Here is a 24,374-nt window from a genome sequence, read left to right on the forward strand (position 1 = left end):
AGTAGGACGCTGCCAGGCAGGAATCCCTTCAAAAACCAATAATTGCAACTTGCAATCGAGGACGAATCGTTGTATACTAACTCTTGCCGATTGAAAATGAAACGTTCCTCAGTAGCTCAATGGTAGAGCGCCCGGCTGTTAACCGGTAGGTTGCAGGTTCGAGTCCTGCCTGAGGAGCCATGCTCCCATAGCTCAGTCGGTAGAGCGCTTCCATGGTAAGGAAGAGGTCACCAGTTCGAGTCTGGTTGGGAGCTCCACCGATATGGCCCGTTGGTGAAGCGGTTAACACACCAGCCTTTCACGCTGGCATGCAGGGGTTCGAATCCCCTACGGGTCACCAAATGCAAGAGGAGCTTGAGGGTTTCCCTTCAAGCTCTTCAATTGGGACGGTTAGCTCAGCTGGGAGAGCACCTGCCTTACAAGCAGGGGGTCGGCGGTTCGATCCCGTCACCGTCCACCACCCTGTGGAGGGGTAGCGAAGTGGTCAAACGCAGCAGACTGTAAATCTGCCGGCTATGCCTTCGTAGGTTCGAATCCTACCCCCTCCACCATCCCTACATATGGGATAATGGGGAGTAGCCAAGTGGTAAGGCAACGGACTTTGACTCCGTGATGCGCAGGTTCGAATCCTGCCTCCCCAGCCATCCATTACTATAACAAAATTGTACGAGCCATTAGCTCAGTTGGTAGAGCACCTGACTTTTAATCAGGGTGTCCCAGGTTCGAGTCCTGGATGGCTCACCATATGCGGAAGTGGCTCAGGGGTAGAGCACCGCCTTGCCAAGGCGGGGGTCGCGGGTTCGAATCCCGTCTTCCGCTCCAAACAGGAAAACCCTTCGTGAAATTCACGAAGGGTTTTTTGCATAAGGAAAAGGAAAGAAAGTGTTCTTTCAGAACACGACAACCGGTCAGTAGTTTCTCGTTTTCGTTCACACGAAGATTTTTTTTTATTCATGCTAGTGCAAATCGGGCACCCCCCTCATCTCCATCTCCGAATGGGCGGATTCCCCGTGGGATTCCACTCAGCGGAGACAGCTTGGCTTAGACCAGTTCAACGGGTTAGAAAAAACAAGGTATCCCCTGCCTATCGGATATCCAATGGGAATGGAGTGGAATCGATTAAACAAATCTTTATACCGGGACTGTGAATCCTTCTGTTTGTATAGGACGCGCAAATTTATACGAAAATAACCATCATATGGTAATGGTTGCAGGACGCCTGGATTGGTGGGTTTTTTGCGATATGGTACAATGAAATCCGCGGAATTGTCGCACATAAGCGTGGAAAAAAGGGGGGAATCTCTCCTAAGGGAGAAAGGCGCCTATGAACCAGTACCAAGAGCTGAAACCAATCACAGTGATCGGTGTACCATTGGATCTAGGAGCTGGACGTCGTGGAGTTGATATGGGCCCGAGTGCGATCCGCTACGCGAACTTGCATGAAAAACTGACAAAATTGGGATTTGACGTGGAGGACATCGGCAATCTGTCCGTGCCCACGTTGGAAACGTACAAAGTAATCGATCCTAATTTGAAATATTTGGACGAAATTGTCGCCGTCAATGAGAAGCTGGCGGAGACCGTTTCCGAAACCGTGGAAAGAGGGCGGTTCCCCTTGGTGTTGGGAGGAGATCACAGCATTGCGATCGGCACGATCGCAGGGGTGGCTAAACACCATCGTAAATTGGGTGTGATCTGGTTTGACGCACACGGGGATCTGAATACGCACGAAACCACGCCTTCCGGCAATATCCACGGCATGTCGCTGGCAGCCAGCCTCGGCTACGGTCATGAGGAGCTGGTCAATTGTGGCGGATACGCACCCAAAGTGAGTCCGGAAAACGTCGTGATCATCGGTCCACGTGAATTGGACCCCGGTGAACGGAAGTTGATCAAGGAGTTGGGAATCCGTGTTTTCACCATGCACGATATTGACCGGATCGGGATGGCGCGTGTGATGGAAGAAGCGCTGAAAGTGGTGACAAACGGTACGGACGGGGTTCATCTCAGTTTGGATTTGGATGGACTGGATCCGAAAGATTGTCCGGGTGTGGGCACACCGGTTGTCGGCGGGATCACCTATCGCGAAAGTCACTTGGCGATGGAGATGCTGGCGGAAGCCAAAGTGCTTACCTCGGCGGAATTTGTGGAAGTCAACCCGATTTTGGATAATGGTAACAAAACGGCCAAAGTCGCTGTGGCTTTGGTGGGGTCAGCTTTTGGGGAAATCGTGTTGTAAAACACGGCTTCCCTTTGCTTTATCCTCTTTAGGGGAGCTGGTCTTTCCATAGGGGAAATCTTCCCAAATGAGCGATGATCCAAGCCTGATGACCCGGAGAACCAAAGTAGCGCAGGGAATCCATCTGCGGGCAATGTCTTGTGAGCGAATTGATTGCCTGCGTCCTGATCCCACCGGTTGCAGCGGCCTCCGTTTACCTTCTTGCAGAGCGCAGGTGAAGCGCATCTGGAAAGTGATGCACTTGAATGTGGTCAGACAGCGTGTTGGACACATGAGCGTGGGCTGTACGGTTGCCCGGGCGGTTGTCCATTCATCATCTCATCATCGGGATTCCCCATTTACACAGGCTTAGCAGGAATGACGGGATTCCCGTTTCCGTTATTGTCTCCGTTGCTGTTCCTCCTGTTACCGGTTTTCACATCCATTATTGAAACTGCATCCAACTCAACCAGGATAATGGTATTTTTTTCACTTTTCATTCATTGCGAGTGCATTTATAATTATGCATATGTTAGAATAATTATCGCTGCTTGTGAAAGAAGGTTTCCGCAAATCTGTAAGTGGGGAATACAGTATAGAAACCTTGATTCACGTGCAGATTGGACAGGATGGTTTTTGTACCGCGATGGAGCGGTGTAAAGGTGGTTGAGGAGGTGTCGCAGTCAGATGAGTCAAGTCAAAGCGATTGAGACAGAGAAAGATCACCCGTTGCGGAGGGATGTTCGCTTTTTGGGTCACATCTTGGGTGATGTTCTGGTCATGCACGGGGGAGAAGCATTGTTAAACAATGTGGAAAAAATCCGTGAAATGACCAAACAGCTTCGGCAAAGCTACGACCCGGAGATCCTGAAACAATGCAAAACGCTGATACAGGGATTGTCGCCTCAAATGCGTCGGGATGTGATCCGAGCGTTCGCCATCTATTTCCAACTTGTCAACATTGCTGAGCAAAACCACCGAATTCGCCGTCATCGCGAGTACCGTCGCTCGAGGCAAGATGTGGTTCAGCCCGATTCAATTGAGAGTGCCGTACGAGAATTGAAGGAACAAGGGCTAACGCCCGAGCAGGTGGAAGAGATTCTAGACGTGCTCGCATTAGAGCTGGTGATCACTGCTCATCCTACTGAGGCGATGCGCCGGACAGTATTGGATATTCATCACCGCATTGCCAAGCGGGTGGAGAAACTAGATCATCCCTATCTGACGGAAGAGGACAGGGAGCGCATTCGCCAGGAGTTGCTGGGGGAAGTGATCACGTTATGGCAAAGCGATGAGCTGCGACAACGCAAGCCCACAGTGATGGACGAAGTGCGAAACGGCCTGTACTACGTGGACGAGACGCTGTTTGAAGTATTACCCGGCATTCACCGCGAACTGGAACGTTGCCTGAAACGGTATTATCCTGATCATGATTGGCATGTGCCTTCCTTTTTACGGTTCGGTTCGTGGATTGGCGGGGATCGGGACGGCAACCCTTCGGTGACGCCGGAAGTGACTTGGCGGACTTTGCGGTTGCAGCGTGACTTGGTTATCAGGAAGTATGAGGAAGCACTCAGGCGATTGATCAAAAAATTGAGCCATTCCACGCGGAAAATACGCGTAGCGGAGGCGTTGCTCAACTCATTACGGGCAGATGAAGAAGAAGTGGTATTGGCGGATATCGGGGAAGGCAAATGGCGGAATGAACATGAACCATACCGCCGCAAATTGACCTATATGCTCGCACGACTTCACCATACGCGGCTGGGCAAGAAAGATCATGGTATCTACCGTTCCCCAGAAGCATTTCTATCCGACCTTCGGCTGATTGATCAAAGCTTGCGCGGTCATCATGCCGATGTGATTGCCGATCGGGATCTCGGCCAGTTAATCCGGCAAGTAGAGCTGTTCGGATTCCATCTTCTTACGCTGGATATACGTCAACACAGTGGCGAACATGAAAAGGCCCTGACGGAGATATTGTCCAGCATGGGCATCATCGAGCGGTACGATCAACTCTCTGAAAAGGAAAAAATCGATTTGTTGACGGAGTTGCTGGAAGATCCTCGGCCATTGACGTCCCCGTTCATGTCGTTTTCTCCGGAAACGGAACAATGTTTGGAGCTGTTCCGTGTGATCCGACGGGCCAAGGAAGAATTTGGCGAGGATGCGATCCGCAACTACCTGATCAGTATGACACAAGGCACCAGCGATCTGCTTGAGGTGGTACTGTTCGCCAAAGAAGTGGGGTTGTTCCGGAAAACACCAAACGGTCCGGTCTCCCGTCTCCACGTGGTTCCCTTGCTGGAAACGATCGACGATTTGCATCGTGCTCATGAGATCATGGAGGCGTATTATCGCCATCCGTGTTATGTGCCGGCCAATGCGGAGCATCATCCCACTCAGGAGATTATGCTTGGGTATTCGGACAGCAATAAAGATGGTGGTATGCTGACGGCCAACTGGGAGCTGTATCATGCCCAACAGCGGTTGTACCGGTTGTCCCGTCGATACGGGGTCAATACGAAATTTTTCCACGGCCGCGGCGGGGCGCTGGGGCGCGGCGGCGGACCGTTGAACCGCAGCATCCAGGCAAAGCCGCCGGAGACGGTAGTTGGCGGAGTGAAAATTACAGAACAGGGAGAAGTGCTTTCTTCGCGCTATGCATTGAAACCCATCGCTTTCCGCAGTCTGGAACAAGCTACTTCCGCGTTATTGCTGTCGGCCGCATCCGCCCTTTCCGGTCGGGAGTCTGAGTTGAAGCCGGAATGGTTGGAGGCAATGACCGAAATTTCGGAAGAGGCGCTTAAGGCGTATCAATCATTGGTGTTTGAAGATCCCGACTTCCTCTCCTATTTCCATACAGCCACGCCGCTGCCGGAAATCGGGGAGCTCAATATCGGTTCGCGACCGACGCGCCGCAAAAACAGCCAAGCGTTCGAAGATTTGCGTGCCATTCCATGGGTGTTCGCGTGGACGCAAAGCCGGTATCTGTTCCCGGCATGGTATGCGGCAGGAACGGGATTTGCTCGGTTTGTGAAACAACATGAAGACGGCTTGCGCATCTTGAAGGAAATGTACCGGGATTGGCCGTTCTTCCGTTCGCTGGTCGACAACCTGCAGATGGCGTTGGCCAAGGCGGACTTCGTCATCGCCCGCGAATATGATTCACTTGTGCAGGATCGTGATGTGGCAGAGCGGATTTTCGGCAAATTGGAGGAGGAGTATCGCTTGACCCGAGAAATGGTGCTGGCCATCACGGAGCAAGCGGATGTGCTGGATCACGTGCCGGTGATCCAAGAATCGATTCGGCTGCGCAATCCGTATGTGGACCCGCTCAGCTTTATCCAGGTCGATCTGTTGAATCAGTTGCGGTATCACTGCCCCTCCAGAGAGGAGTGCGTGGAAACACTGGAACAGGTGCTGTTAACCATCAACGGTATTGCGGCAGGATTGCGCAATACGGGATGATTCGTGGAAATAGGCAAAACCGACACTGTGGTGTTTCCCAAACGGTGAATAGTGAGGGAACCCTTTTACCAGGAGTGACTTCAGCACGTGGAGATGAGTCAGATTCCCGAAGACAGCCGCGATAACTCCTAGTCTCACGTCCGTTCACGAAATTTTGTCACCAGCTCTGCGTTGAGGAAAAATTGTAGAATATGGATGGCTGGTGGGCTATGATAATGGTAGCGGTCTGACGCCCTCGGTCGTGGCACGAAAAAGGACTTCCGCCGGGAGGTCCTTTTTCCATCTGATTTGTAGAAAAATCACCTTTTGTCTTCCATTTTTGCTACACTAAGTATGAGTGACAAGATCTGTCCGTTTATTGTACAAGCGCCCTTTCGGTGAGTGATGCCGCCTGCAGTATTTCAGGTATCACGTTTTCTTTTACTGTGGGATGCCTTATGATGAAAAAGGCGTGAGAAAGTTGAATCTCCGATTGCATCCCATCACAGACTAACAGAAGGCAACAATCGGATGGAGGCGCCTCATGCTTACGCTGGACGGTGTGACCCGTTATGTTAACGATATTGTCGACATTTTGATCGTCAGTTACATCATATATCAGTTGTTGTTGCTCCTTCGCGGTACAAGAGCGGTACAACTGTTGAAGGGTATTTTTGTGGTCGTGGCCGTCTGGATGGTCAGCAGCTTCTTTCACCTGTCCACTTTACAGTGGTTGATGCAGAATTTGTTTTCTGTGGGTGTCATCGTCATATTGATCATCTTTCAGCCCGAGTTGCGCAGGGCATTGGAACAGTTGGGAAGGGGCGGCTTTTTCGGACGGAGTAAATTTGCCGAAGAACAGGAAGTCAGTCGTCTCGTGGGTGAATTGAACAAAGCGGTCACCCACTTGTCCAAACGACGGATCGGTGCGTTGATCGTGGTGGAAAGACAAACCGGATTATCCGACTACATCGAGACCGGCATCGAATTGTCGGCAGCCGTCAGTTCAGAGCTGTTGATAAACATCTTTCTGCCCAACACACCATTGCACGACGGTGCGGTGATCATCCGCAAAGACCGGATTATGGCTGCCGGTTGCTATCTACCCCTGTCGGAAAACCCATTTATCAGCAAAGAGCTGGGAACCCGGCACCGTGCAGGGATCGGCATGTCCGAGGTGTCCGACGCCATCGCCGTAATCGTCTCGGAGGAAACCGGCAGTGTATCATTGGCCATCCACGGTCAGTTGGAACGCGGCCTGAGTGAGGAAATGCTCTTGTCGCGTTTGTATCAAGAACTGAGGCCCCCCGAGAAAAATGGCAATTTTTGGAGTTGGAAGGGGGAGTGAGCGATGGAAAAATGGTTTGAAAGCAATACGGTACTGAAATTGCTCGCTCTCGGATTGGCAATCACTCTGTGGATGTCAGTCAATGATAAAACACTGCCACTTCCCACGGAAGATGAGAGCTTCACCACCATCCGCAACGTCTCATTAGAAGCGCGGTTTGATCAGGAGCGTATGGATTTGACGGATGCCCCCAAGACAGTCAACTTGAAGTTGAAGGGCAATCTGTACGCATTGAATCATCTGAATCCGGATGATTACCACGCTTATGTGGATTTGCGCCATCTGGGGCCAGGTACACACCGAAATGTGCCGGTGAAGGTGGAAGGTCTGCCGTCCGGCATTGAGGTGGAAGTGGAACCGCCACAGGTCGATGTGAGGTTGGAGCTCAAAGAACAAAAAGAGATGCCTGTAAAGGTTGATCTGGTGGGAACGCCCGCTCCAGGTTATAAAGCGGGCAAACCCATCATTTCCCCGACGCGCGTTCTGATCCGGGGTTCTGCATCGCTATTGGACCAGGTAACCGCGGTGAAGGCGGTTGTCAATGTAGACGGAGCGACTGAAACGGTTTCGAAGTCAGTTACGTTACAAGTATACGGGGAAGAAGGTCCGCTCAACCGGGCGGAGGTGTTGCCGCGGCCTGTCGTGGATGTAGAAGTGCCGGTGGCCAGCCCCAACGCTGAGATCCCGCTCAATGTGGGCATCGCCAAGTATCCCCCGCCGGGATACGCTGTCAGCCAGCTGACCATGAACGTGGACAAAGTGACCGTTTACGGTCCCGCGGAATATATTCAAGGATTAGAAGTATATCCTGGACCCAAATTGGACTTGTCCCAAACCACGAAGGATGATACGTTCGATATGACCATCCCGTTGGTCAATGGTGTTGCCAAAGTGGAGCCGAAAACGGTGCGAATCTCCGTGAAGATCGTTCCGGCGCAGGCCCGCACATTGACTAATGTACCGATCGAGGTGAGTGGTTTAAACGAGGGGTTGAAGTCGCAGGTGATCACTCCGTCAGGGGGAAAGTTGTACATGACGGTGACGGGAGCACCCGACTTGATCCGGAATCTGGAACCCCGCGATATCCGCGTGTATGTGGATGTGTCTCGGTTGCCGCCGGGTATATATACTCGACCAATCCAAATCAAATTACCGCCATTTGTCCAACTGCAGCATGATCAAGTGATAATGGCGACAGTCCGGCTTTCCAAATAGATACGAATCAAACGGGGGATTGCATTGTTTTCCCTACCGTTCCGAAGGGTGACACGTCCGCGGAACATTTTTGTTCCAAAGGACGTCTGAAGGTTTGAAGGAGGAGACATCATCATGGGTAAGTATTTTGGAACAGACGGTGTACGAGGTGTGGCCAACCGGGAGTTAACGCCGGAGTTGGCGTTTCGTCTTGGCCGCTGCGGTGCCTATGTGTTGACGCAAACGAAAGAGCGTCCGCGCGTGGTGGTGGGACGTGATACCCGTCTGTCCGGTCAGATGTTGGAATCCGCTTTGATCGCGGGAATGTTGTCCATCGGTGTGGACGTCATCCGAGTGGGTGTTGTCAGCACACCGGGTGTGGCGTATTTGACACGTCACTATGAAGCGGATGCGGGCGTGATGATTTCTGCATCTCACAACCCTTTCCAAGACAATGGCATCAAATTTTTCGGTGCAGATGGTTTCAAGCTGTTGGACGAAACCGAGGCCGAGATCGAGAAGTGGTTGGATGAGCCGGAAGATCGCCTGCCACGGCCAGAAGGGGAGGGCATCGGTCGGATCATTGATCACCCCGATGCGGCACAGCACTATCTAGAGTACCTAAAAACTACGATCGATACGGATTTGTGCGGTATGCACATCGTGGTGGATTGTGCTAACGGGGCGGCATCGGATTTGGCTCCCCAACTGTTGCGCGAGCTGGGTGCGGATGTGACGGTGCTCGCCGCTGAGCCGGATGGTGTCAATATCAATGTGGAGAGTGGCTCCACCCATCCGGAGAAACTGCAGCAAGAAGTGGTCAACCGACAGGCGCACCTGGGACTGGCATTCGACGGAGATGCCGACCGGTTGATCGCCGTGGATGAAAATGGCGATTTGGTGGACGGCGATCATATATTGGCGATTTGCGGGAAGTATCTCAAGGAAAAAGGACAACTGAAGGGGAACACAATCGTCGCCACGGTGATGAGCAATATCGGCTTTTTCAAAGCACTGGAGGAGTTAGGAGTCGCCGCGGTAAAAACCAAGGTGGGCGACCGCTATGTGATGGAAGCGATGCGGGATGGTGGCTACATTCTCGGCGGTGAGCAGTCTGGTCACATCATCTTCTTGGAACACAACACGACGGGAGATGGACTGTTGACCGCACTGCAGCTCTTGCAGGTTGTCAAGGAGAAGGGTCGCACCTTGAAGGAGCTGGCGTCCATCGTGACCAAATACCCGCAAATTCTGGTGAATGTCCCCGTCAAAAAGAAAGAGGGCTGGGATCAAAACGAAGCGATCCGCAGCAAAATCTCAGAAGTGGAACAAGCACTCGGAAACGAAGGTCGCGTGTTGGTACGCCCTTCCGGTACGGAACCGCTCATTCGGGTAATGGCGGAAGGACCGGATGTGAAAGTGCTGGAAAAATATGTGGAGATCATCGCGGAAGTGGTGCGCGAACAATTGGCATCCTAAGGATGTATCCATAAAGGCGCGAGGCCGTCTCCCAGCTCCTATTCGAAAAGAGTCGGGCGGGAGACGACTGTTCGCCTTTACAATGAATCGATTATTGCGTAAGATAATAAATAGTTTTTATTTATGGGGGGTGATGTGGAAAAAACAGGTGATGGTTCGTGTTCCGGTTTTGTTGTCAAGCGCCAGGACTGCCGGCGAAGGCAGTTGACGAGGTGGAGGACGATCGATTCTTCGGCGGATACCTCCCGGCCCGGCATCGGGGCCGCCGAGCCGAAACACAAAAGGATGAGGCGACTCGTCCCACAAAGGTTTCGGCACGATGCCGCAAGTCACGTCGGTTGAAAAATAAAGAAAGAGCAAATAAAGCTCACGGAAACGAAAAAATGAAGAAGAGAGGGAAAACCTCTCCGGCTCTGTCAATTGAAGGGGGTTTGGTGAAACCGATGTGCGGAATTGTTGGATACATTGGGCCGAAACGAGCTCAAGAAATCTTGTTGGAAGGTCTGAGCAAGCTGGAATACCGTGGGTATGACTCCGCGGGATTGGCGGTTTATAACGGCGAAACGATTGGGGTGCAAAAATCCAAAGGACGGCTGAGCGATCTGGAAGCACGGCTGCAATCCCGTTCCCTGCCGGGCAATCTGGGGATTGGCCATACGCGTTGGGCGACTCACGGGAAGCCTTCCGATGAGAACTCGCACCCGCATGTGGACCAGGAACAACGGTTCGCTGTTGTTCACAACGGGATTATCGAGAACTATCTCGAATTGAAGGAAGAACTGCAAGAGAAGGGGCGCGTGTTCACCTCCGAGACGGACACGGAAGTGATCGCTCATCTTCTCGCCGATTTGTGGGACGGAGATTTGGTGTCCACGGTGCAAAAAGTGGTTGCCCGGTTAGAAGGAGCTTACGCTCTGGGCATCATCAGTGAGCATGAACCGGACAAATTGGTTGCGGTCCGTTTGGCCAGCCCGTTGATCGTCGGTGTGGGTAAAGGCGAAAACTTTATCGCTTCGGATATCCCGGCCATTTTGAAACACACGCGTGACATTTACGTGATGGAAGACGGAGAAATGGCCATCATCACACGCGAAGGCGTGCAATTGATGAAAACGGACGGGACTCCGGTCCAACGGGACACACTGCACGTGGATTGGGATGTCGTCACCGCTGAAAAAGGCGGCTACGATCACTTCATGCTGAAAGAGATCTTTGAACAGCCCAAAGCGATCCGGGACACCATGGCTGGTCGGATCAAAGATGGTCAAGTGGATCTGTCACGCGAGATCGGGATGAGCAAAGACCAGATCAACAAAATCGAACGAATTCATTTCGTGGCGTGCGGTACCGCGTATCATGCCGGGTTGGTCGGAAAATACGTGATCGAAGACCTGGTACGGATCCCGGTCGAGACGGACATCGCTTCCGAATACCGGTATCGCAACCCGATCATTACCCCGAATACGCTCGTGGTCGTGATCAGCCAGTCGGGCGAAACAGCTGATACCCTGGCTGCACTCCGCGAAGCGAAGAAAGCGGGAGCTCGCGTGCTGGCGATCACCAACGTGGTGGGTAGCTCCGTGGCTCGCGAAGCGGACGATGTGATCATCACCTGGGCCGGTCCGGAAATCGCGGTGGCTTCCACCAAAGCATACACATCCCAATTGATCGCCATCTATCTGTTGGGAGCCTATTTTGCTCGCATCCGCGGTACTCGGGCGGAAAGCGAGTTGGCCGACATCGTCGCTTCGTTGCAACAGTTGCCGGAAAAAGCGGATCAAGTGTTAGGCGATACCACGGCCATTCAGCAGTTCGCACAGGAAATCGCCCGTCACGAAGACCTGTTCTTCCTGGGTCGTGGATTGGATTATGCGGTAGCTTTGGAAGGGTCACTCAAACTGAAGGAGATCACCTACATCCACTCCGAAGCATATGCGGCGGGTGAATTGAAACACGGCACACTGGCTTTGATCGAAGAGGGCGTGCCGGTGATCTCGCTGGCCACCCAGGAAGCCATTTACGACAAAATGGTCAGCAACATTATCGAAGTGAAAGCTCGCGGTGCGCGCGTGTTGGGATTGGCGCTGGAAGGGGATCAGGAACTTCAAAAATCGGTGGATCAGGTCTTCACCATTCCGAAAACCCTGCCTCTCCTGACCCCGGTCTTGGCGGTGATTCCGCTTCAATTGATCGCATATTACGCTTGTTTGGCTCGCGGATACGATGTGGATAAACCGCGCAACCTGGCCAAGAGTGTAACCGTGGAGTAATCAAAAGAACAAAGTGAAGCCTGCGGCCATCAGGGCTGCAGGCTTTTTATTTTCTTTTAATGTTAGTATGTTTCAATGTCATCAGGCTTGTGATCGTACCTCTGATTCTACATGCAGAGGTATTCCTCGTCTTGATCAGTTACGAGTTAACATTCAGGTGAACATGTGGTTCAACTCATATCCACGGATCCAAAGGGATAATGGAACAGGTTAAAATATTATGAATGAAATGCGGGAGCAAAAATGGGAATTCCTTCCCATGTGTCCCTGTCCCATGCATTGAAGAAGAGAATAGGAAATCAACCTGAATTCGTCAAAAATTTTCTTGGCGAAATGATCGATTCTTCCTGTAATATAGAAAAAGAGGCCTTGTACACATACAAAAAAGGTGAATGGGAGAGGCGAACAAGGTTGAACTGGTGGAATCGCATTGCTCAGTATTCACAAAAGCAGTTGGAACAGGAGTTAACGCGACGGGAAGCGATTGAGAAATTGACCCAGTTGATGGGGATGGTTGTAGGGTCCAGCACCTTTGCACCTGATTTCCTCAAGGCGTTGTCGATGTTGTTGGGGCAATCCAATCATTTGCATTTGTTGCAGGGGAGCCAGCCGCCGCTAATCGAATCGTCACATGCGACCAGCATCCAGGAAGAAAACCGCAAACCTGGAACGAATAACTGGAAGATCTCGATTCCTGGTAAACACCTGTTACAGGGTTATGCTTCCGCCTTATCGGTCCGTCCGGGCAACTGGCTCACGTTTTACGTTTCCAGCCAAAAGCCGTATCGGATGGAGATCTATCGGATGGGTTGGTACGGCGGAAAAGGGGGACGTTTGGTCGAGAAAATTGAGGGATTTCCACCTGTATCCCAGCCATCGACACCTGATCCGGAAACGATGGACGCCGGTTGGAAGCCGACACACGCCATTCGCATCCCCGATCACTGGACAACCGGTTTTTATCTGAACAAACTGGTAGACGAAGAAGGGCGACAAAGCTATATACCGTTTGTTGTACGTCAGTCCGTGCCGCACGCCGATTTTGCTGTCTTGATCGCAACCAACACCTATCACGCCTACAATGCCTGGGGCGGCAAGAGTTTGTACTCCTATAACAGCACTGAAGGCATTCAATCCTCCAAAGTTTCGTTCAACCGCCCGTTTGATGACTTCTTTGGTGCAGGCCAATTTTTCAAGTTTGAGTATAACCTCATTCGCTGGCTGGAGAAAAAAGGGTACAGCCTGACCTATCTGACAGACTTGGACGTGCATCTCGGTCTGCTCGAGAAAGCGCAGGTCAAAGCGCTGATTATTGCGGGACACTCTGAATACTGGTCGATGCAGATGCGCAACAGCATCGAGACGCTTACCAACAACCGTATCAATTTGGCGGTGTTCGGTGCCAATGTCGGGTACTGGCAGGTCCGGTTTGAACCGGACAAAGAGGGACGCCCCAATCGCGTGATGGTGTCCTACAAACAAAATGCCGATCGTGATCCTTACTACTACATCCATCCGGAATTGGTTACGACCCGTTTTCGCGATAAGCCGGTATCGAAGCCGGAAGATCAGGTCTTTGGCATCATGTACTGTGGAATTCCGGACCACACGGCTTCATTAGTAGTGGCTGATCCCAATCATTGGATCTACGAAGGAACCGGTTTGCGGAAAGGGGACAAGATTCCAGGTGTAGTCGGCGGCGAGATCGATCGTTACTGTGGCAAGATCCCGGGTGTTCAAGTCATTGCCCACTCGCCGGCATACTGCTACGGAAAACCCAACTATGCCAACGTGGTTTGGTATCCCAAGCCGGGAGGCAAGGCGGCATTTGCTACAGGGACGTTTTATTGGAGCTGGTTCCTGGATCCATTTGGTCATACGGCACAGGCGGCGTACAATGCCAAGATTGAACGGATGACGACCAATGTGCTGGAACGGTTGAAGCAATCATAAACAAGCCCCTCACCGGTGATTCCGGTGCAGGGGCTTTGTTTGTCATCCATGGTTTCGGCAGATGTATACGAAAGCGGGCGGAATGTTCCATGGCGTGAACGCAATTTCAACCGTGTGAAAATGTTGCTCCAAATGTGGTTTCATCTGGAGCGTGTATTGAAATGTGATGAAAAGGCCGTTGGGCCTCAGAGAGCGTCGCACTTCTCGCAAAATCCTGTCCCGTAGCGATGGAGGGAAGTTGGCGAACGGCAGTCCGCTGAGGATGCAATCCGCTTGCCCCAAGTCATGTTTGCGGAGCTCGCGGGAGAGGTGACGGGCATCAGAGGCGAAGAGGAGATCGGGATACGCTGATTTCAGCCGATTCCGAAGTTGCTTATCCTTTTCAAAAATCAAGGCGTGGCTGTCCGCCTTTTTCCATTGGTGAATGTATCGCGTCAATGCACCCGTTCCCGCACCCAGCTCCACGATGACGTACAATTGTTCCCACTCGACGGGTTTCATCATCTTATAAGCCAAAAAAGGAGAACTGGGTACAATGCTTCCAATGCTTCTGGGTGATCGCAGAAACTTCAGCAAAAAGAAGGCGTGATCCAGCACGATAAAACTCCCTTCTCTTCTTTCATTCTATTATAGTGATAGCGGAAGGGAGATCAAAGTTTTTTTATGAAAGAAGGGTGGCCTTTTTCCTGCGAAAGCGGGAAAGGGCTTACCCGGTAATGGATGAACATTGCTTGCGCCGGTTTAGGAGAATTGAAATGTCACAACCAAGATGATCAGCACCAAAATCGACAAAGAGAGATTGAGCCAAAGAATGTAACGCTTGACCGCGATTTCGGTATCCTTTTCTTCTTGTGCTTTCTTCAGCAGTTTACCGCCGGCGTAGGAAAACCACAGAACATAGATCAAAATCCACGTGCTGGCGAAGCGTTCTTTGATCAGCAGCCACAACGGTTTGTCGCTCCCCCAACCGCCGTTCATCAGCATATACAACCCGGTGATAAGCGCCAGTATGGCCGTTGGTACCAGCATGGTCATGTTGGCCCGATGTGCAGCCCGGAGTGACGCCTGTGCATCGATCGATTCCCCGCGAGCAGCATTTCGCAGCCAAATGGCCATCATGGACAATCCCCCAAACCAAGTGGCGACGGAAACGACATGAATAAACAGGGCGATATGGTACGCCATACGACGACTCCTTTCCCTACTTGATTAATACTTCGTATGCGGATAGATCAGGTCGGGCGTTCTGATAGCTTCGACCGCCATGAGCCCGTTTGAAATGTTCGCTTTGTGTCCAGTTGACAAAGGCTTCTTTTGATTCAAAAACGGTCTCCACCAACAGATGGGACCCATCTTCCGATTTGAGCAGGCGAAACGAGACGAACCCGGGAACTTCCTTCATCGATTCCGGCGCCTTGCGGAACCGTTCCACCAGATGTTGCAGTTGTTCCATGGATTCGATTCGAATGCGGTTGTTCACCTGATACATGCGTATGCCTCCGTTCGTTTCTTCTGATCGCACTGATATTGTAACAAAAGTGGACGATGAAACGCTTGCAAAGCGTGGCGGGGAAGCGACAACTTTCTGACACAATCCAGTTCCCCGGATGCTCCCTTTTTGATGTATCAGCAATTGGACCGTATATCGCCCATCACCCGTTGATGCGCTCCAAAATCGAGACATGTAAACTGTATTTGAGTGAAAACTGAATTGTCACCCCTGCTTCATTTAGCTTTTTCTGTAAAGGGGCGGATCAGCGATTGGATCGACGTTTGCAGCTGATGCAAGGTTTGTTCGGCACGTTCCGCATTGTCAGCCACTACGCTGAAATAAAATTTGATCTTCGGTTCGGTCCCCGACGGTCGAACGGCAACCCAACTGCCGTCTTCGAGGCGGTATTTTAATACATCCGCAGAAGGCAGCCCATCGATTCCTTTCAGATAATCTTGACATTCTCGTACGGAGAGGCCGCCGATGTCGGACAACCGCTTTCCACGCAACCGCTCCATGATGCGGGTGATCGTGTCCTGTCCCTCTTTTCCTTCCAGGGTTAATGAGAACAAGTCTTCCCGGTAAGTGCCGTATCGCCGGTACAGTTCGTTCAACACTTCGACCAGCGTTTTTCCCCTTTCGTGGTAATAGCCCGCCATCTCGCAGCACAACATTGCCGCTTGCACGGCGTCTTTGTCCCGCACAAAGGAACCCACCAGATAGCCGTAGCTTTCCTCGTATCCGAACAGGAATGTATGGCGGCCGCTTTTTTCGTACTCCTCGATTTTGGCGGCGATGTACTTAAATCCTGTCAAGGTTTCTTCCATCGTGATGCCGTAGGATTGGGCAATTGATCGGCCCAGGTCCGAACTGACGATCGTTTTGATCGCAGCACCGTTGTCTGGAAGACTTCCCTGGTGCTTTTTCTGTTCAAAGAGGTAATACAATAACAATGCACCGATCTGGTTCCCGTTGAGCGGTTGGTATTTTCCTTTGCGCACACGTACCCATACTCCCAGGCGGTCAGCATCCGGATCAGTGCCGATCACCAGATGAGCGTCACGTTCCCTGGCGAGAGCCAGCGCCATGTCGAAAGCGCGGGGGTCCTCCGGATTGGGCGACTTGACAGTTGAAAAGTCAGGATCAGGTTGCTCCTGTTCGGGAACCGTGTAGACGTGTTCATAACCCAGCTCCCTCAAGATGCGGCGTACAGGCTTGTTCCCAGTCCCGTGCAATGGCGTGAACACGATGCGCAGCGGTGTTTTCATCCGTTTGGCCAAGTTGGGGTGCAAAGACAGCGCACGTAACTGACTCGTGTATGCGCTGCGGATAGCATCCCCCATCATGTACAGGCGTCCCGTTTTAATCGCTTCTTCTATCGGCATACAAGGGACGGTCAGTTCGTTTTCGACCCGATCGATTTGCTGCGTGATTCGTTGGGCCGTATCGGAAGAGATCTGTCCACCATCATCTGCGAACACTTTGTATCCGTTGTACTCCGCCGGGTTGTGGCTGGCGGTGATCATGACGCCGCCAGACGCCCCCAAATGTCGAATGGCAAATGACAGCATTGGTGTTGGGCACAATTCGTCGAACAGATAGACCTGGATACCGTGATGGGCGAACACCCCCGCTGCTTCCCTGGCGAAATCGAACGACCCGCGGCGGGAATCGTAGCCGATAACAACCCTCTTCTCCGGAGCACCAGTCTGACCGAGCAAGTACTGCGCAAAACCTTCACTCGCACGGCGGACAGTGTAACGATTCATCCGGTTGGTTCCCGCACCGATCAACCCGCGTAGCCCTGCAGTACCGAACGTGAGGTGGCGGTAGAACCGGTCCTCGATTTCCTTTTCGTCATGCCGGCACTCGGCCAACTCTTTCTTTAACGCGGGGTCCAAATCGGGAAACGACATCCATCTCTTGAAATCTTCCATGTGGCGACACTCCTGTTTTAGAATCGTCTTTGTTTTCCGAAGTTCCTCATTAACATCATGCATGATAGTAGTGTGATTGGCAACCGAAATGCGATGAGGAGCTTGTAAAAGTTCCGTTTCCTCTCCCCTGAATACAGATGAGACTTGTTTCACACGGCTAACCCCAAGGGTTTCTCGCTCTTCATCCGGCGTGGCAACCCACCTCCATCCACGAAGGATTTGTCCAAGCCTGGAAAAGGGTTTGTTCTCATGAATCCGTATTTTGCTTAGAAACGTATCCCAGCGCTCGATACAGGAAATTTCTTGCGGCATTGATAACTCTGTCTACCAATATATACGTATGAGCAACGATGGGTACATTCTAATCCTCCGAAAAGCAAACTGGAAGGACTACGCCAACGAGATGGCGCGAAAACTGGCGGAGGCGGGCGTTACGAGCAAATGATAGCGAAAGCGGGAAAGAAGATATATGATGAGTGGGATACAAATGTGGTGTTTTCCTCATGATACCGATCACGGAGTGGGGAGGATGCTCAAGTCACCGACATCAATTGTGTTCTTTTGTGTTGTAAAGGTGGAAGCGTTTGTATATACTAATAGTGAAAAGGCCGGTAGCGCCAACTACCGACCTGCCCTGACCACCGGATGTGCGGTGGCAGTGAAGAGCTTACTGTAACTCCACTTACCTGCCGGGTGTGGAGTTTTTATTTTTGTCGTTGTCCTTCTTGAACAATCGACTAAGTATCCATGGCAGTGCCACGGTGATGGTACTGGATATTGCCGCAATTACGGTGTCATGTACCAACTTCTCCAAGCGGATCACCTCCTTGCTTGGAGGTTCACCGCACACCCGGCGGCGTCATCGGGCCACCTAATTATATCATATCATCAGATTATTTGGAATCTTCTTTGATGTCGTTTGATTTGGAGTGATGAAAATGATGGTTCAGCAAATACGATCGTTTTTGGAGAGTATCACTATACGCGAAATCCGCAATCCAGATGGTCTTCAAAAGTGAAGACTGGCGTTCAAGGGAGTTGGAAGAGAGGCTGCCTTTCCGCTTGGTTTTCGGAATAGGGTTAGAGCGATTGCAAATGTATGATTAATCGTACTGGGAAAAGGAGAAAAGGCTTTATTTTAAGAATACATATTATTATATATACATTTTCGGTAGTATGGGAAATGTTCGACCATGGAAACCGCAATAAAGGAGGACGGGGCATGTATCCGACGATCGGAACGCTGTTGGAACAGACAGCGGAACGACATCCGGACCGCGAAGCGATTTTGGATCTTCGTCAAAACCGTCGCGTCACCTATGAACATTGGAACCGACACGTCAACCGGTTGGCGCGAGCATTGGCAGATGCGGGAGTGAAAAAAGGAGATCGTGTTTCCGCTGTGTTGTACAACACCTTGGAATTGGGCTCGCTCTTTTTCGCGTGCGCCAAGTTGGGAGCGGTCTTCAACCCGATCAATTACCGGCTCTCCACTGAGGAGATTTCGTTTATCCTCCGGGATGCGGAGCCGAAAGTGGTCGTTTTTGAGTCGATGGTTGATAAACAGATCCGGCCCATCGCGGAACGGGAGGATGACTTGGTGTTTTGGTGTATCGACCAAGGCACATCATCAGGTTATGCGCAGGATTACTGGCAACTGGTCGGGCAAGTGCCGGAACTTTCCATCAATATCGATGTGGACGAACAAGACACCTTTTCCATCATGTACACCAGTGGCACCACGGGCAAACCCAAGGGGGTCATGCACCGTCACCGCGATCTGATCGAGCAGAGTCAAATCCTGATCGCCATGACGCAACTCACGCCCCGAGACCGCGGGCTGGCTGTCGCGCCCATGTTTCACGCGGCGGAACTGCATTGCTGTTTTCTCCCGCGGGTGCACATCGGCGCAGGCAATGTCTTGTTGCACCAATTCGATGCCCGCACCGTATTGGAGACCATCGAGCGGGAGCAAGTGACCATGTTGTTCGCCGCACCCACTATGTGGAATCTCTTGTTGAAAGAAAACGTGGAGGACTACGATTTGTCGTCGCTTCGGTTGGGCCTGTATGGGGCGGCACCGATGGCTCCGTCGATGGTCAGGACCATCCATGAGCGGTTGGGGATCGGCTTGGTACAGGCATACGGTATGACTGAAATGGGCCCCGCTGTCACGTTTCTCCTGCCGGATGAACAATTGAAAAAAGCCGGTTCTGCCGGGAAACCCGCCATTCATCACGAAGTGCGTGTGGTTAGGCCGGGAACGGATGGTCCCTCCGAACCGGAAGAGACCCTCCCGCCGGGGGAAGTGGGTGAAATTCTGGTACGGGGAACCTGCTTGATGCAGGGCTATTACAAACGCGAGGAAGCCAATCGCAAAGCTTTATACAAGGGGTGGTACCACAGCGGCGATTTGGGCTATCTCGACGAAGACGGGTATCTCTGGGTGGTCGATCGGATGGATGACATGATCATCAGCGGCGGCGAGAACATCTATCCGCGTGAGATTGAGGACGTATTGTACGAACACCCGGGTGTGTTTGAAGTGGCGGTCGTCGGTGAGCCGGATGAAACGTGGGGAGAACGCGTCGTCGCGTATGTGGTGCCCAAGGATCATGCGTTGACGGCGGAAACATTGGATGCGTTTCTGCGGGAGAGCGACAAATTGAGCAATTACAAACGACCCAGGCGTTATGTTTTCGTGGAGGCGTTGCCGAAAAACGCAAGCGGAAAAATTCAACGGTACCGATTGCGTTCCGGAGGGGTAGCGGGTGTCTCTGTCGTCCAGGAGGGGTCCGGTTGATGAAGTTGGCACACCAAGAAGAGGTGCAGGTGTTCCGCCAAACATTCCGCCGTTTTCTGGAAAAGGAAGCTGTACCCCATTATGAGCAGTGGGAAAAGGATCGGCTGATTCCGCGATCGTTTTGGAAGAAAATGGGGGAGAACGGTTGGCTTTGTCCCACCGTGGAAGAGCGGTACGGCGGGGCAGGTGCGGATTGGTTGTACGCGGTGGCCATCATCGAGGAGTTGGAACGCGTCGGTTCCGGGTTGGCCGGCATTGCGCTGCACAATGAAATCGTGGTGCCCTATCTCTCTGCTTTTGGAACGGAGGAGCAAAAACAACGCTGGTTACCGGGATGTGTCAGCGGTGACTTGATTACGGCCATCGCCATGACAGAGCCGGGGACGGGTTCCGACCTGGCCAATATCACCACGACAGCCCGACGCGAAGGGGACGTTTACGTGCTGAATGGGCAAAAAACCTTCATCACCAACGGGATTCACGCCGATTTGATCATCGTGGTATGCAAAACCGACCCTAGCGCCGAACCGAAACACAAAGGGATCAGTCTGCTCGTGGTGGAACGCGGAACACCGGGCTTCGAGAGAGGAAAGAAGTTGGAAAAAGTGGGCTTGCACTGCCTGGACACGGCGGAACTCTTTTTCGACGAGTGCCGTGTGCCAGTTCACAATCTTTTGGGGGAAGAAGGAAAAGGGTTCTACTATCTGATGAACCAGCTGCAACAGGAGCGTCTGGTGGTGGCGTTGTCCGCTTGGGTGTCGGCCGAAGAGATGTTTCGGACAACATTGGATTACGTAAAAAAGCGGACGGCATTTGGAAAGCCGATCGGTCAGTTTCAACATACGCAATTCACGATGGCGGAGATGGCTACGGAGATTGAACTGGGTCGCGCTTTTCTCGAGCGTCTGATCGAAGAACACAGGAAAGGCGTTGACTGCGTCACCGAAGTGTCGATGGCCAAATGGTGGCTAACCGAGATGGCCAAGCGCGTAGCCACACAGTGCATGCAGCTGCACGGCGGGTACGGATACATGGAGGAATACCCGATCGCACGGAGATTCCGGGACATCGCCGTCACCTCCATTTATGCGGGAACCAATGAGATCATGAAATCCATTATCGCCAGACGTTTGGGATTGGGAGAGGGAAGGTGAAACCATTGCTGCATGGCATTCGCATTGTCGATTTTTCATGGTATTTGCCCGGACCGTTCGCCACCCAACGGTTGGTGGACCGCGGAGCCGAGGTGATCAAAGTAGAACCCCCCGGCGGCGACCCCGCCAGACGGATGCCCGCCGTTTTCCATGCATACAACCGCGGCAAAAAAAGCGTGGTGATCGACCTCAAACAACGGGCGGGGAAAGAAGCGGCCCTGCGTCTTATCGCGGATGCCGATGTGGTGGTTGAGAGTTTTCGGCCGGGTGTTATGGCTCAGTTGGGCTTGGGCTATGAACAGGTTCGGAAGGTGAAACCGGACATTGTGTATTGCTCTATCACCGGGTACGGCCAGACCGGGCCCATGAGCGGTCTCGCCAGCCACGACTTGAATTACGTGTCACTCAGCGGAGCACTGTCCCAAATCAAGGACGACAAGGGCAGGCCTGTTCATCCCGTCCTGACATGGGCCGACCTGATCGGCGGCATCGCCGCGAGCGAAGCGATTGCCACCGCGCTGTTCCGCCGGGAGCGATCGGGGGAAGGGGCGCATCTGGACATTTCTCTGACTGGCGCCATGAGTTCGTTGATGGCGCATTATTGGTACCAACCTGAGGGTATTCCGTTTCTGAGCGGCCAGATTGTCAATTACGCCATCTATGAAACTGCCGATGGTCGTTATGTCAGCTTGGCTGCTCTGGAAGAAAAGTTTTGGGAACGATTTTGCAAGCATTCGGGCAGAGAGGATTGGTTGCAAGCTTATTTCTCTCCCGCGACGGAAGAGAATCCGGTTTATGAAGAGATCAAGCGATGGTTTCGTTCCCGTCCGCTTCAAGATTGGGAGGCATGGGGGCTTGAAGCGGATTGTTGTTTGACACCCATTTTGGAACCAAAAGAAGTATGGCAACATCCACAGGTGAAGCATGATGGTGGCATCATCGGATTATTTTCGTCGGATAACCGGGTTCCCGAATTGGGCGCACATACGGAAGCGTTGTTGAAGCATACGGAAACAGTAGATTGAGTAAGGAGCAGCGGACAGGGAGGGAGAACGTTGAGAGAAGCTTATTTGTTGGATGCCGTCAGAACCCCGTTCGGCAAACGGGACGGTGGTTTGAAAGAGATTCACCCGGTCGATTTGCTGGGCGGCCTTTTGCAAGGATTGCTTCGTCGTACCCAGATCGACCCGGGCAAAGTGGACGATGTGATCATGGGATGCGTGGACCAAGTGGGGGAGCAGGGGGCTAACATCGCCCGTAACGCTTGGTTATCGGCTGGGCTTCCCGAGTCGGTGCCCGCCACGACGGTGGATCGGCAATGCGGTTCGGCATTGCAAGCGGTTCAATTTGCGGCGCAAGGCGTAATGGCGGGACAGTACGATTTGGCAATAGCCGGTGGGGTGGAATCGATGTCCCGAATCCCTATCATGTCCACGCTGGGTCGAGGGATGGGCACCCCGATGACGGAGGGGATTCGCAAGCGTTATCGTCTGGAGGGGACTTGGTTCGATCAAGCGTATGGCGCGGATGTGATTGCCAAACAGTGGGGTCTGACACGTGATGAGCTCGACCGGTATGCTTATGACAGTCATCGACGGGCGTCAGCGGCTCGCGCCAGAGGATATTTTCAACAAGAAATCCTCCCCGTACAAACACACGTGCAAGTTGAGGAAGATGAAGGTATTCGCGACAACCCGTCATTGGAAAAAATGGCGCAATTGCCCCCCGCGTTCGACCATGTCGACCTGATCACGGCTGGTAACGCGAGCCAAATCTCCGACGGAGCGAGCGCCCTTCTGATCGGTTCGAAAGAAGCGGCGGAGGCATATGGTCTCCGACCTTTGGCTCGGTTTGTCGCATTCGCTGCCGTCGGTGCCGATCCGGTGACGATGTTAACCGGACCGATCCCGGCCACGAGAAAGGTGTTGCAGAGGGCGGGTCTGGGGTTGGAGGATATCGACCTGTTCGAGATTAACGAAGCTTTTTCCTCCGTTGTGCTGGCTTGGCAAAAAGAGATAGGTGTGCCGTTGGAAAAAGTCAACGTTAACGGCGGCGCGATTGCGCTGGGACATCCTTTGGGAGCGACGGGGGGACGGCTGGTTGGCACATTGGCATATGAACTTCGTCGGCGCAACGGCCGCTACGGGTTGATCGCCATCTGTGAAGGCGGCGGCATGGCCAACGCGGCCATCATTGAGGCGATCTAGACGTGACAGAGCGGTAGACGGAAATAGGAAAAGGACATTGGCGTTGTCATCTTTCAGGGGAAAGGAGTGAAAAGAATGGACATTCAAAAGGTCGTGGTTGCCGTTACCGGTGGTGCATCCGGATTGGGTGAAGCGACGGTGCGTCATTTTGCGCGGTTGGGAGCGGGAGTAGCCATCTGGGACACCAACGAGGAAAAAGGTGCCGCATTGGCCGAGGAATGGGGCGACCAGGCGTTATTCGTGAAAACCGATGTTACCGATGAAACGAGCGTGCTACATGCGGTGGAAACCGTTGCGGATCGCTTTGGTACGGTGCATGTGGTGGTCAACTGTGCAGGAATTGGCATTGCCAAAAAAGTGCTTGGCAAAAATGGGCCACATGATCTTGACTCGTTTGCAAAAGTGATCCAAGTCAATCTGATCGGCACTTTCAATGTAATTCGATTGGTCGCGGCGAAAATGGTCCAAAACGAACCGAATGCCGACAGGGAACGGGGAGTGATCATCAATACGGCTTCGGTGGCCGCTTTTGAAGGGCAGATTGGTCAAGCTGCATACAGTGCCTCCAAAGGCGGGATCGTGGGCATGACGTTGCCGCTCGCACGTGAACTGGCCGCTCACGGCATTCGCGTCATGACGATCGCGCCGGGTTTGTTCGACACGCCGCTGTTTGCTTCCCTGCCGGAAAAAGCACGGGAGGCGCTTGGTGCGATGACCCCGTTCCCTTCCAGACTGGGCAGGCCGGAAGAGTTCGCTCTGCTGGCGCAAAGTATCGTCGAAAACCCCATGCTGAACGGGAGCACCATCCGTTTGGACGGCGCGTTACGCATGCAGCCGAGATAAGCGATACTTCTGTGAAGATGTACAAT

Annotated in this window: 17 protein-coding genes and 8 tRNA genes; 21 read left to right on the forward strand and 4 right to left on the reverse strand. The window is 52.5% G+C overall.

Going from position 1 to position 24,374, the window contains the following annotated elements:
• Positions 1-105: 105 nt before the first annotated feature.
• The 15 genes from NWF35_RS06910 (at position 106) to NWF35_RS06980 (ending at position 13,912) form a co-directional block, all read left to right on the forward strand.
• A tRNA-Asn gene (locus NWF35_RS06910) sits at positions 106-180 on the forward strand.
• Between the two features lies 1 nt (position 181).
• Positions 182-257 (forward strand) — tRNA-Thr (locus tag NWF35_RS06915).
• Between the two features lie 7 nt (positions 258-264).
• Positions 265-340: transfer RNA gene (locus tag NWF35_RS06920), tRNA-Glu, on the forward strand.
• A gap of 44 nt (positions 341-384) precedes the next feature.
• Positions 385-460: transfer RNA gene (locus tag NWF35_RS06925), tRNA-Val, on the forward strand.
• 6 nt (positions 461-466) lie between these two features.
• Positions 467-551: transfer RNA gene (locus NWF35_RS06930), tRNA-Tyr, on the forward strand.
• An 18-nt stretch (positions 552-569) separates the two neighbouring features.
• Positions 570-644 (forward strand) — tRNA-Gln (locus NWF35_RS06935).
• A 24-nt stretch (positions 645-668) separates the two neighbouring features.
• A tRNA-Lys gene (locus NWF35_RS06940) sits at positions 669-744 on the forward strand.
• Between the two features lie 3 nt (positions 745-747).
• Positions 748-822: transfer RNA gene (locus NWF35_RS06945), tRNA-Gly, on the forward strand.
• Between the two features lie 520 nt (positions 823-1,342).
• On the forward strand, positions 1,343-2,239 hold the full coding sequence (rocF, locus tag NWF35_RS06950; RefSeq protein ID WP_301238359.1) for an arginase: 897 nt from the start codon (positions 1,343-1,345) through the stop codon (positions 2,237-2,239).
• 666 nt (positions 2,240-2,905) lie between these two features.
• The gene (gene ppc / locus NWF35_RS06955; protein WP_301238333.1) at positions 2,906-5,689 is read left to right on the forward strand and encodes a phosphoenolpyruvate carboxylase; all 2,784 of its coding nucleotides are present in this window, start codon (positions 2,906-2,908) and stop codon (positions 5,687-5,689) included.
• Between the two features lie 523 nt (positions 5,690-6,212).
• Positions 6,213-7,016, forward strand: a complete 804-nt coding sequence (gene cdaA / locus NWF35_RS06960; RefSeq protein WP_301238334.1) for a diadenylate cyclase CdaA — start codon at positions 6,213-6,215, stop codon at positions 7,014-7,016.
• A 3-nt stretch (positions 7,017-7,019) separates the two neighbouring features.
• On the forward strand, positions 7,020-8,231 hold the full coding sequence (locus tag NWF35_RS06965) for a CdaR family protein (RefSeq protein ID WP_301238335.1): 1,212 nt from the start codon (positions 7,020-7,022) through the stop codon (positions 8,229-8,231).
• 114 nt (positions 8,232-8,345) lie between these two features.
• Complete coding sequence (gene glmM, locus NWF35_RS06970) at positions 8,346-9,689, forward strand: phosphoglucosamine mutase (RefSeq protein WP_301238336.1); 1,344 nt, start codon at positions 8,346-8,348, stop codon at positions 9,687-9,689.
• A gap of 443 nt (positions 9,690-10,132) precedes the next feature.
• Positions 10,133-11,959 carry a glutamine--fructose-6-phosphate transaminase (isomerizing) gene (gene glmS / locus NWF35_RS06975; RefSeq protein WP_301238337.1) on the forward strand — a complete coding sequence of 609 codons (1,827 nt, stop codon included), beginning with the start codon at positions 10,133-10,135 and terminating at the stop codon, positions 11,957-11,959.
• 411 nt (positions 11,960-12,370) lie between these two features.
• Positions 12,371-13,912, forward strand: a complete 1,542-nt coding sequence (locus tag NWF35_RS06980; protein WP_301238338.1) for a N,N-dimethylformamidase beta subunit family domain-containing protein — start codon at positions 12,371-12,373, stop codon at positions 13,910-13,912.
• Positions 13,913-13,954: 42 nt separating this feature from the next.
• Here NWF35_RS06980 and NWF35_RS06985 read toward each other — a convergent pair whose 3' ends face one another.
• From NWF35_RS06985 to NWF35_RS07000, 4 genes are all read right to left on the reverse strand, one after another.
• Positions 13,955-14,509: a class I SAM-dependent methyltransferase gene (locus NWF35_RS06985; RefSeq protein WP_301238339.1), complete on the reverse strand. Its 555-nt coding sequence runs from the start codon at positions 14,507-14,509 to the stop codon at positions 13,955-13,957.
• 144 nt (positions 14,510-14,653) lie between these two features.
• On the reverse strand, positions 14,654-15,097 hold the full coding sequence (locus tag NWF35_RS06990; RefSeq protein WP_301238340.1) for a DUF2269 family protein: 444 nt from the start codon (positions 15,095-15,097) through the stop codon (positions 14,654-14,656).
• Between the two features lie 16 nt (positions 15,098-15,113).
• Complete coding sequence (locus tag NWF35_RS06995) at positions 15,114-15,401, reverse strand: antibiotic biosynthesis monooxygenase family protein (RefSeq protein ID WP_301238341.1); 288 nt, start codon at positions 15,399-15,401, stop codon at positions 15,114-15,116.
• Between the two features lie 236 nt (positions 15,402-15,637).
• Positions 15,638-17,341, reverse strand: a complete 1,704-nt coding sequence (locus NWF35_RS07000) for a phospho-sugar mutase (protein ID WP_301238342.1) — start codon at positions 17,339-17,341, stop codon at positions 15,638-15,640.
• Between the two features lie 710 nt (positions 17,342-18,051).
• On the opposite strand from NWF35_RS07000, the gene NWF35_RS07005 reads away from it, so the two are divergent.
• The 6 genes from NWF35_RS07005 (at position 18,052) to NWF35_RS07030 (ending at position 24,348) form a co-directional block, all read left to right on the forward strand.
• On the forward strand, positions 18,052-18,216 hold the full coding sequence (locus NWF35_RS07005; protein WP_301238343.1) for a hypothetical protein: 165 nt from the start codon (positions 18,052-18,054) through the stop codon (positions 18,214-18,216).
• A 347-nt stretch (positions 18,217-18,563) separates the two neighbouring features.
• Positions 18,564-20,144, forward strand: coding sequence for a fatty acid--CoA ligase (locus NWF35_RS07010; protein ID WP_301238344.1), 1,581 nt, complete (start codon positions 18,564-18,566; stop codon positions 20,142-20,144).
• A complete protein-coding gene (locus NWF35_RS07015) occupies positions 20,144-21,298 on the forward strand; it encodes an acyl-CoA dehydrogenase family protein (protein WP_301238360.1) in 1,155 nt (384 codons plus the stop codon). The genes NWF35_RS07010 and NWF35_RS07015 overlap by 1 nt, the downstream gene beginning before the upstream one ends.
• Positions 21,295-22,323: a CaiB/BaiF CoA transferase family protein gene (locus tag NWF35_RS07020; RefSeq protein WP_301238345.1), complete on the forward strand. Its 1,029-nt coding sequence runs from the start codon at positions 21,295-21,297 to the stop codon at positions 22,321-22,323. The genes NWF35_RS07015 and NWF35_RS07020 overlap by 4 nt, the downstream gene beginning before the upstream one ends.
• Positions 22,324-22,353: 30 nt before the next feature.
• Complete coding sequence (locus NWF35_RS07025) at positions 22,354-23,505, forward strand: thiolase family protein (protein ID WP_301238346.1); 1,152 nt, start codon at positions 22,354-22,356, stop codon at positions 23,503-23,505.
• Positions 23,506-23,580: 75 nt separating this feature from the next.
• Positions 23,581-24,348: a 3-hydroxyacyl-CoA dehydrogenase gene (locus tag NWF35_RS07030; protein WP_301238347.1), complete on the forward strand. Its 768-nt coding sequence runs from the start codon at positions 23,581-23,583 to the stop codon at positions 24,346-24,348.
• Positions 24,349-24,374: the final 26 nt, after the last annotated feature.

The organism is Polycladomyces subterraneus (assembly GCF_030433435.1).
Taxonomy (GTDB): Bacteria; Bacillota; Bacilli; order Thermoactinomycetales; family JIR-001; genus Polycladomyces; species Polycladomyces subterraneus.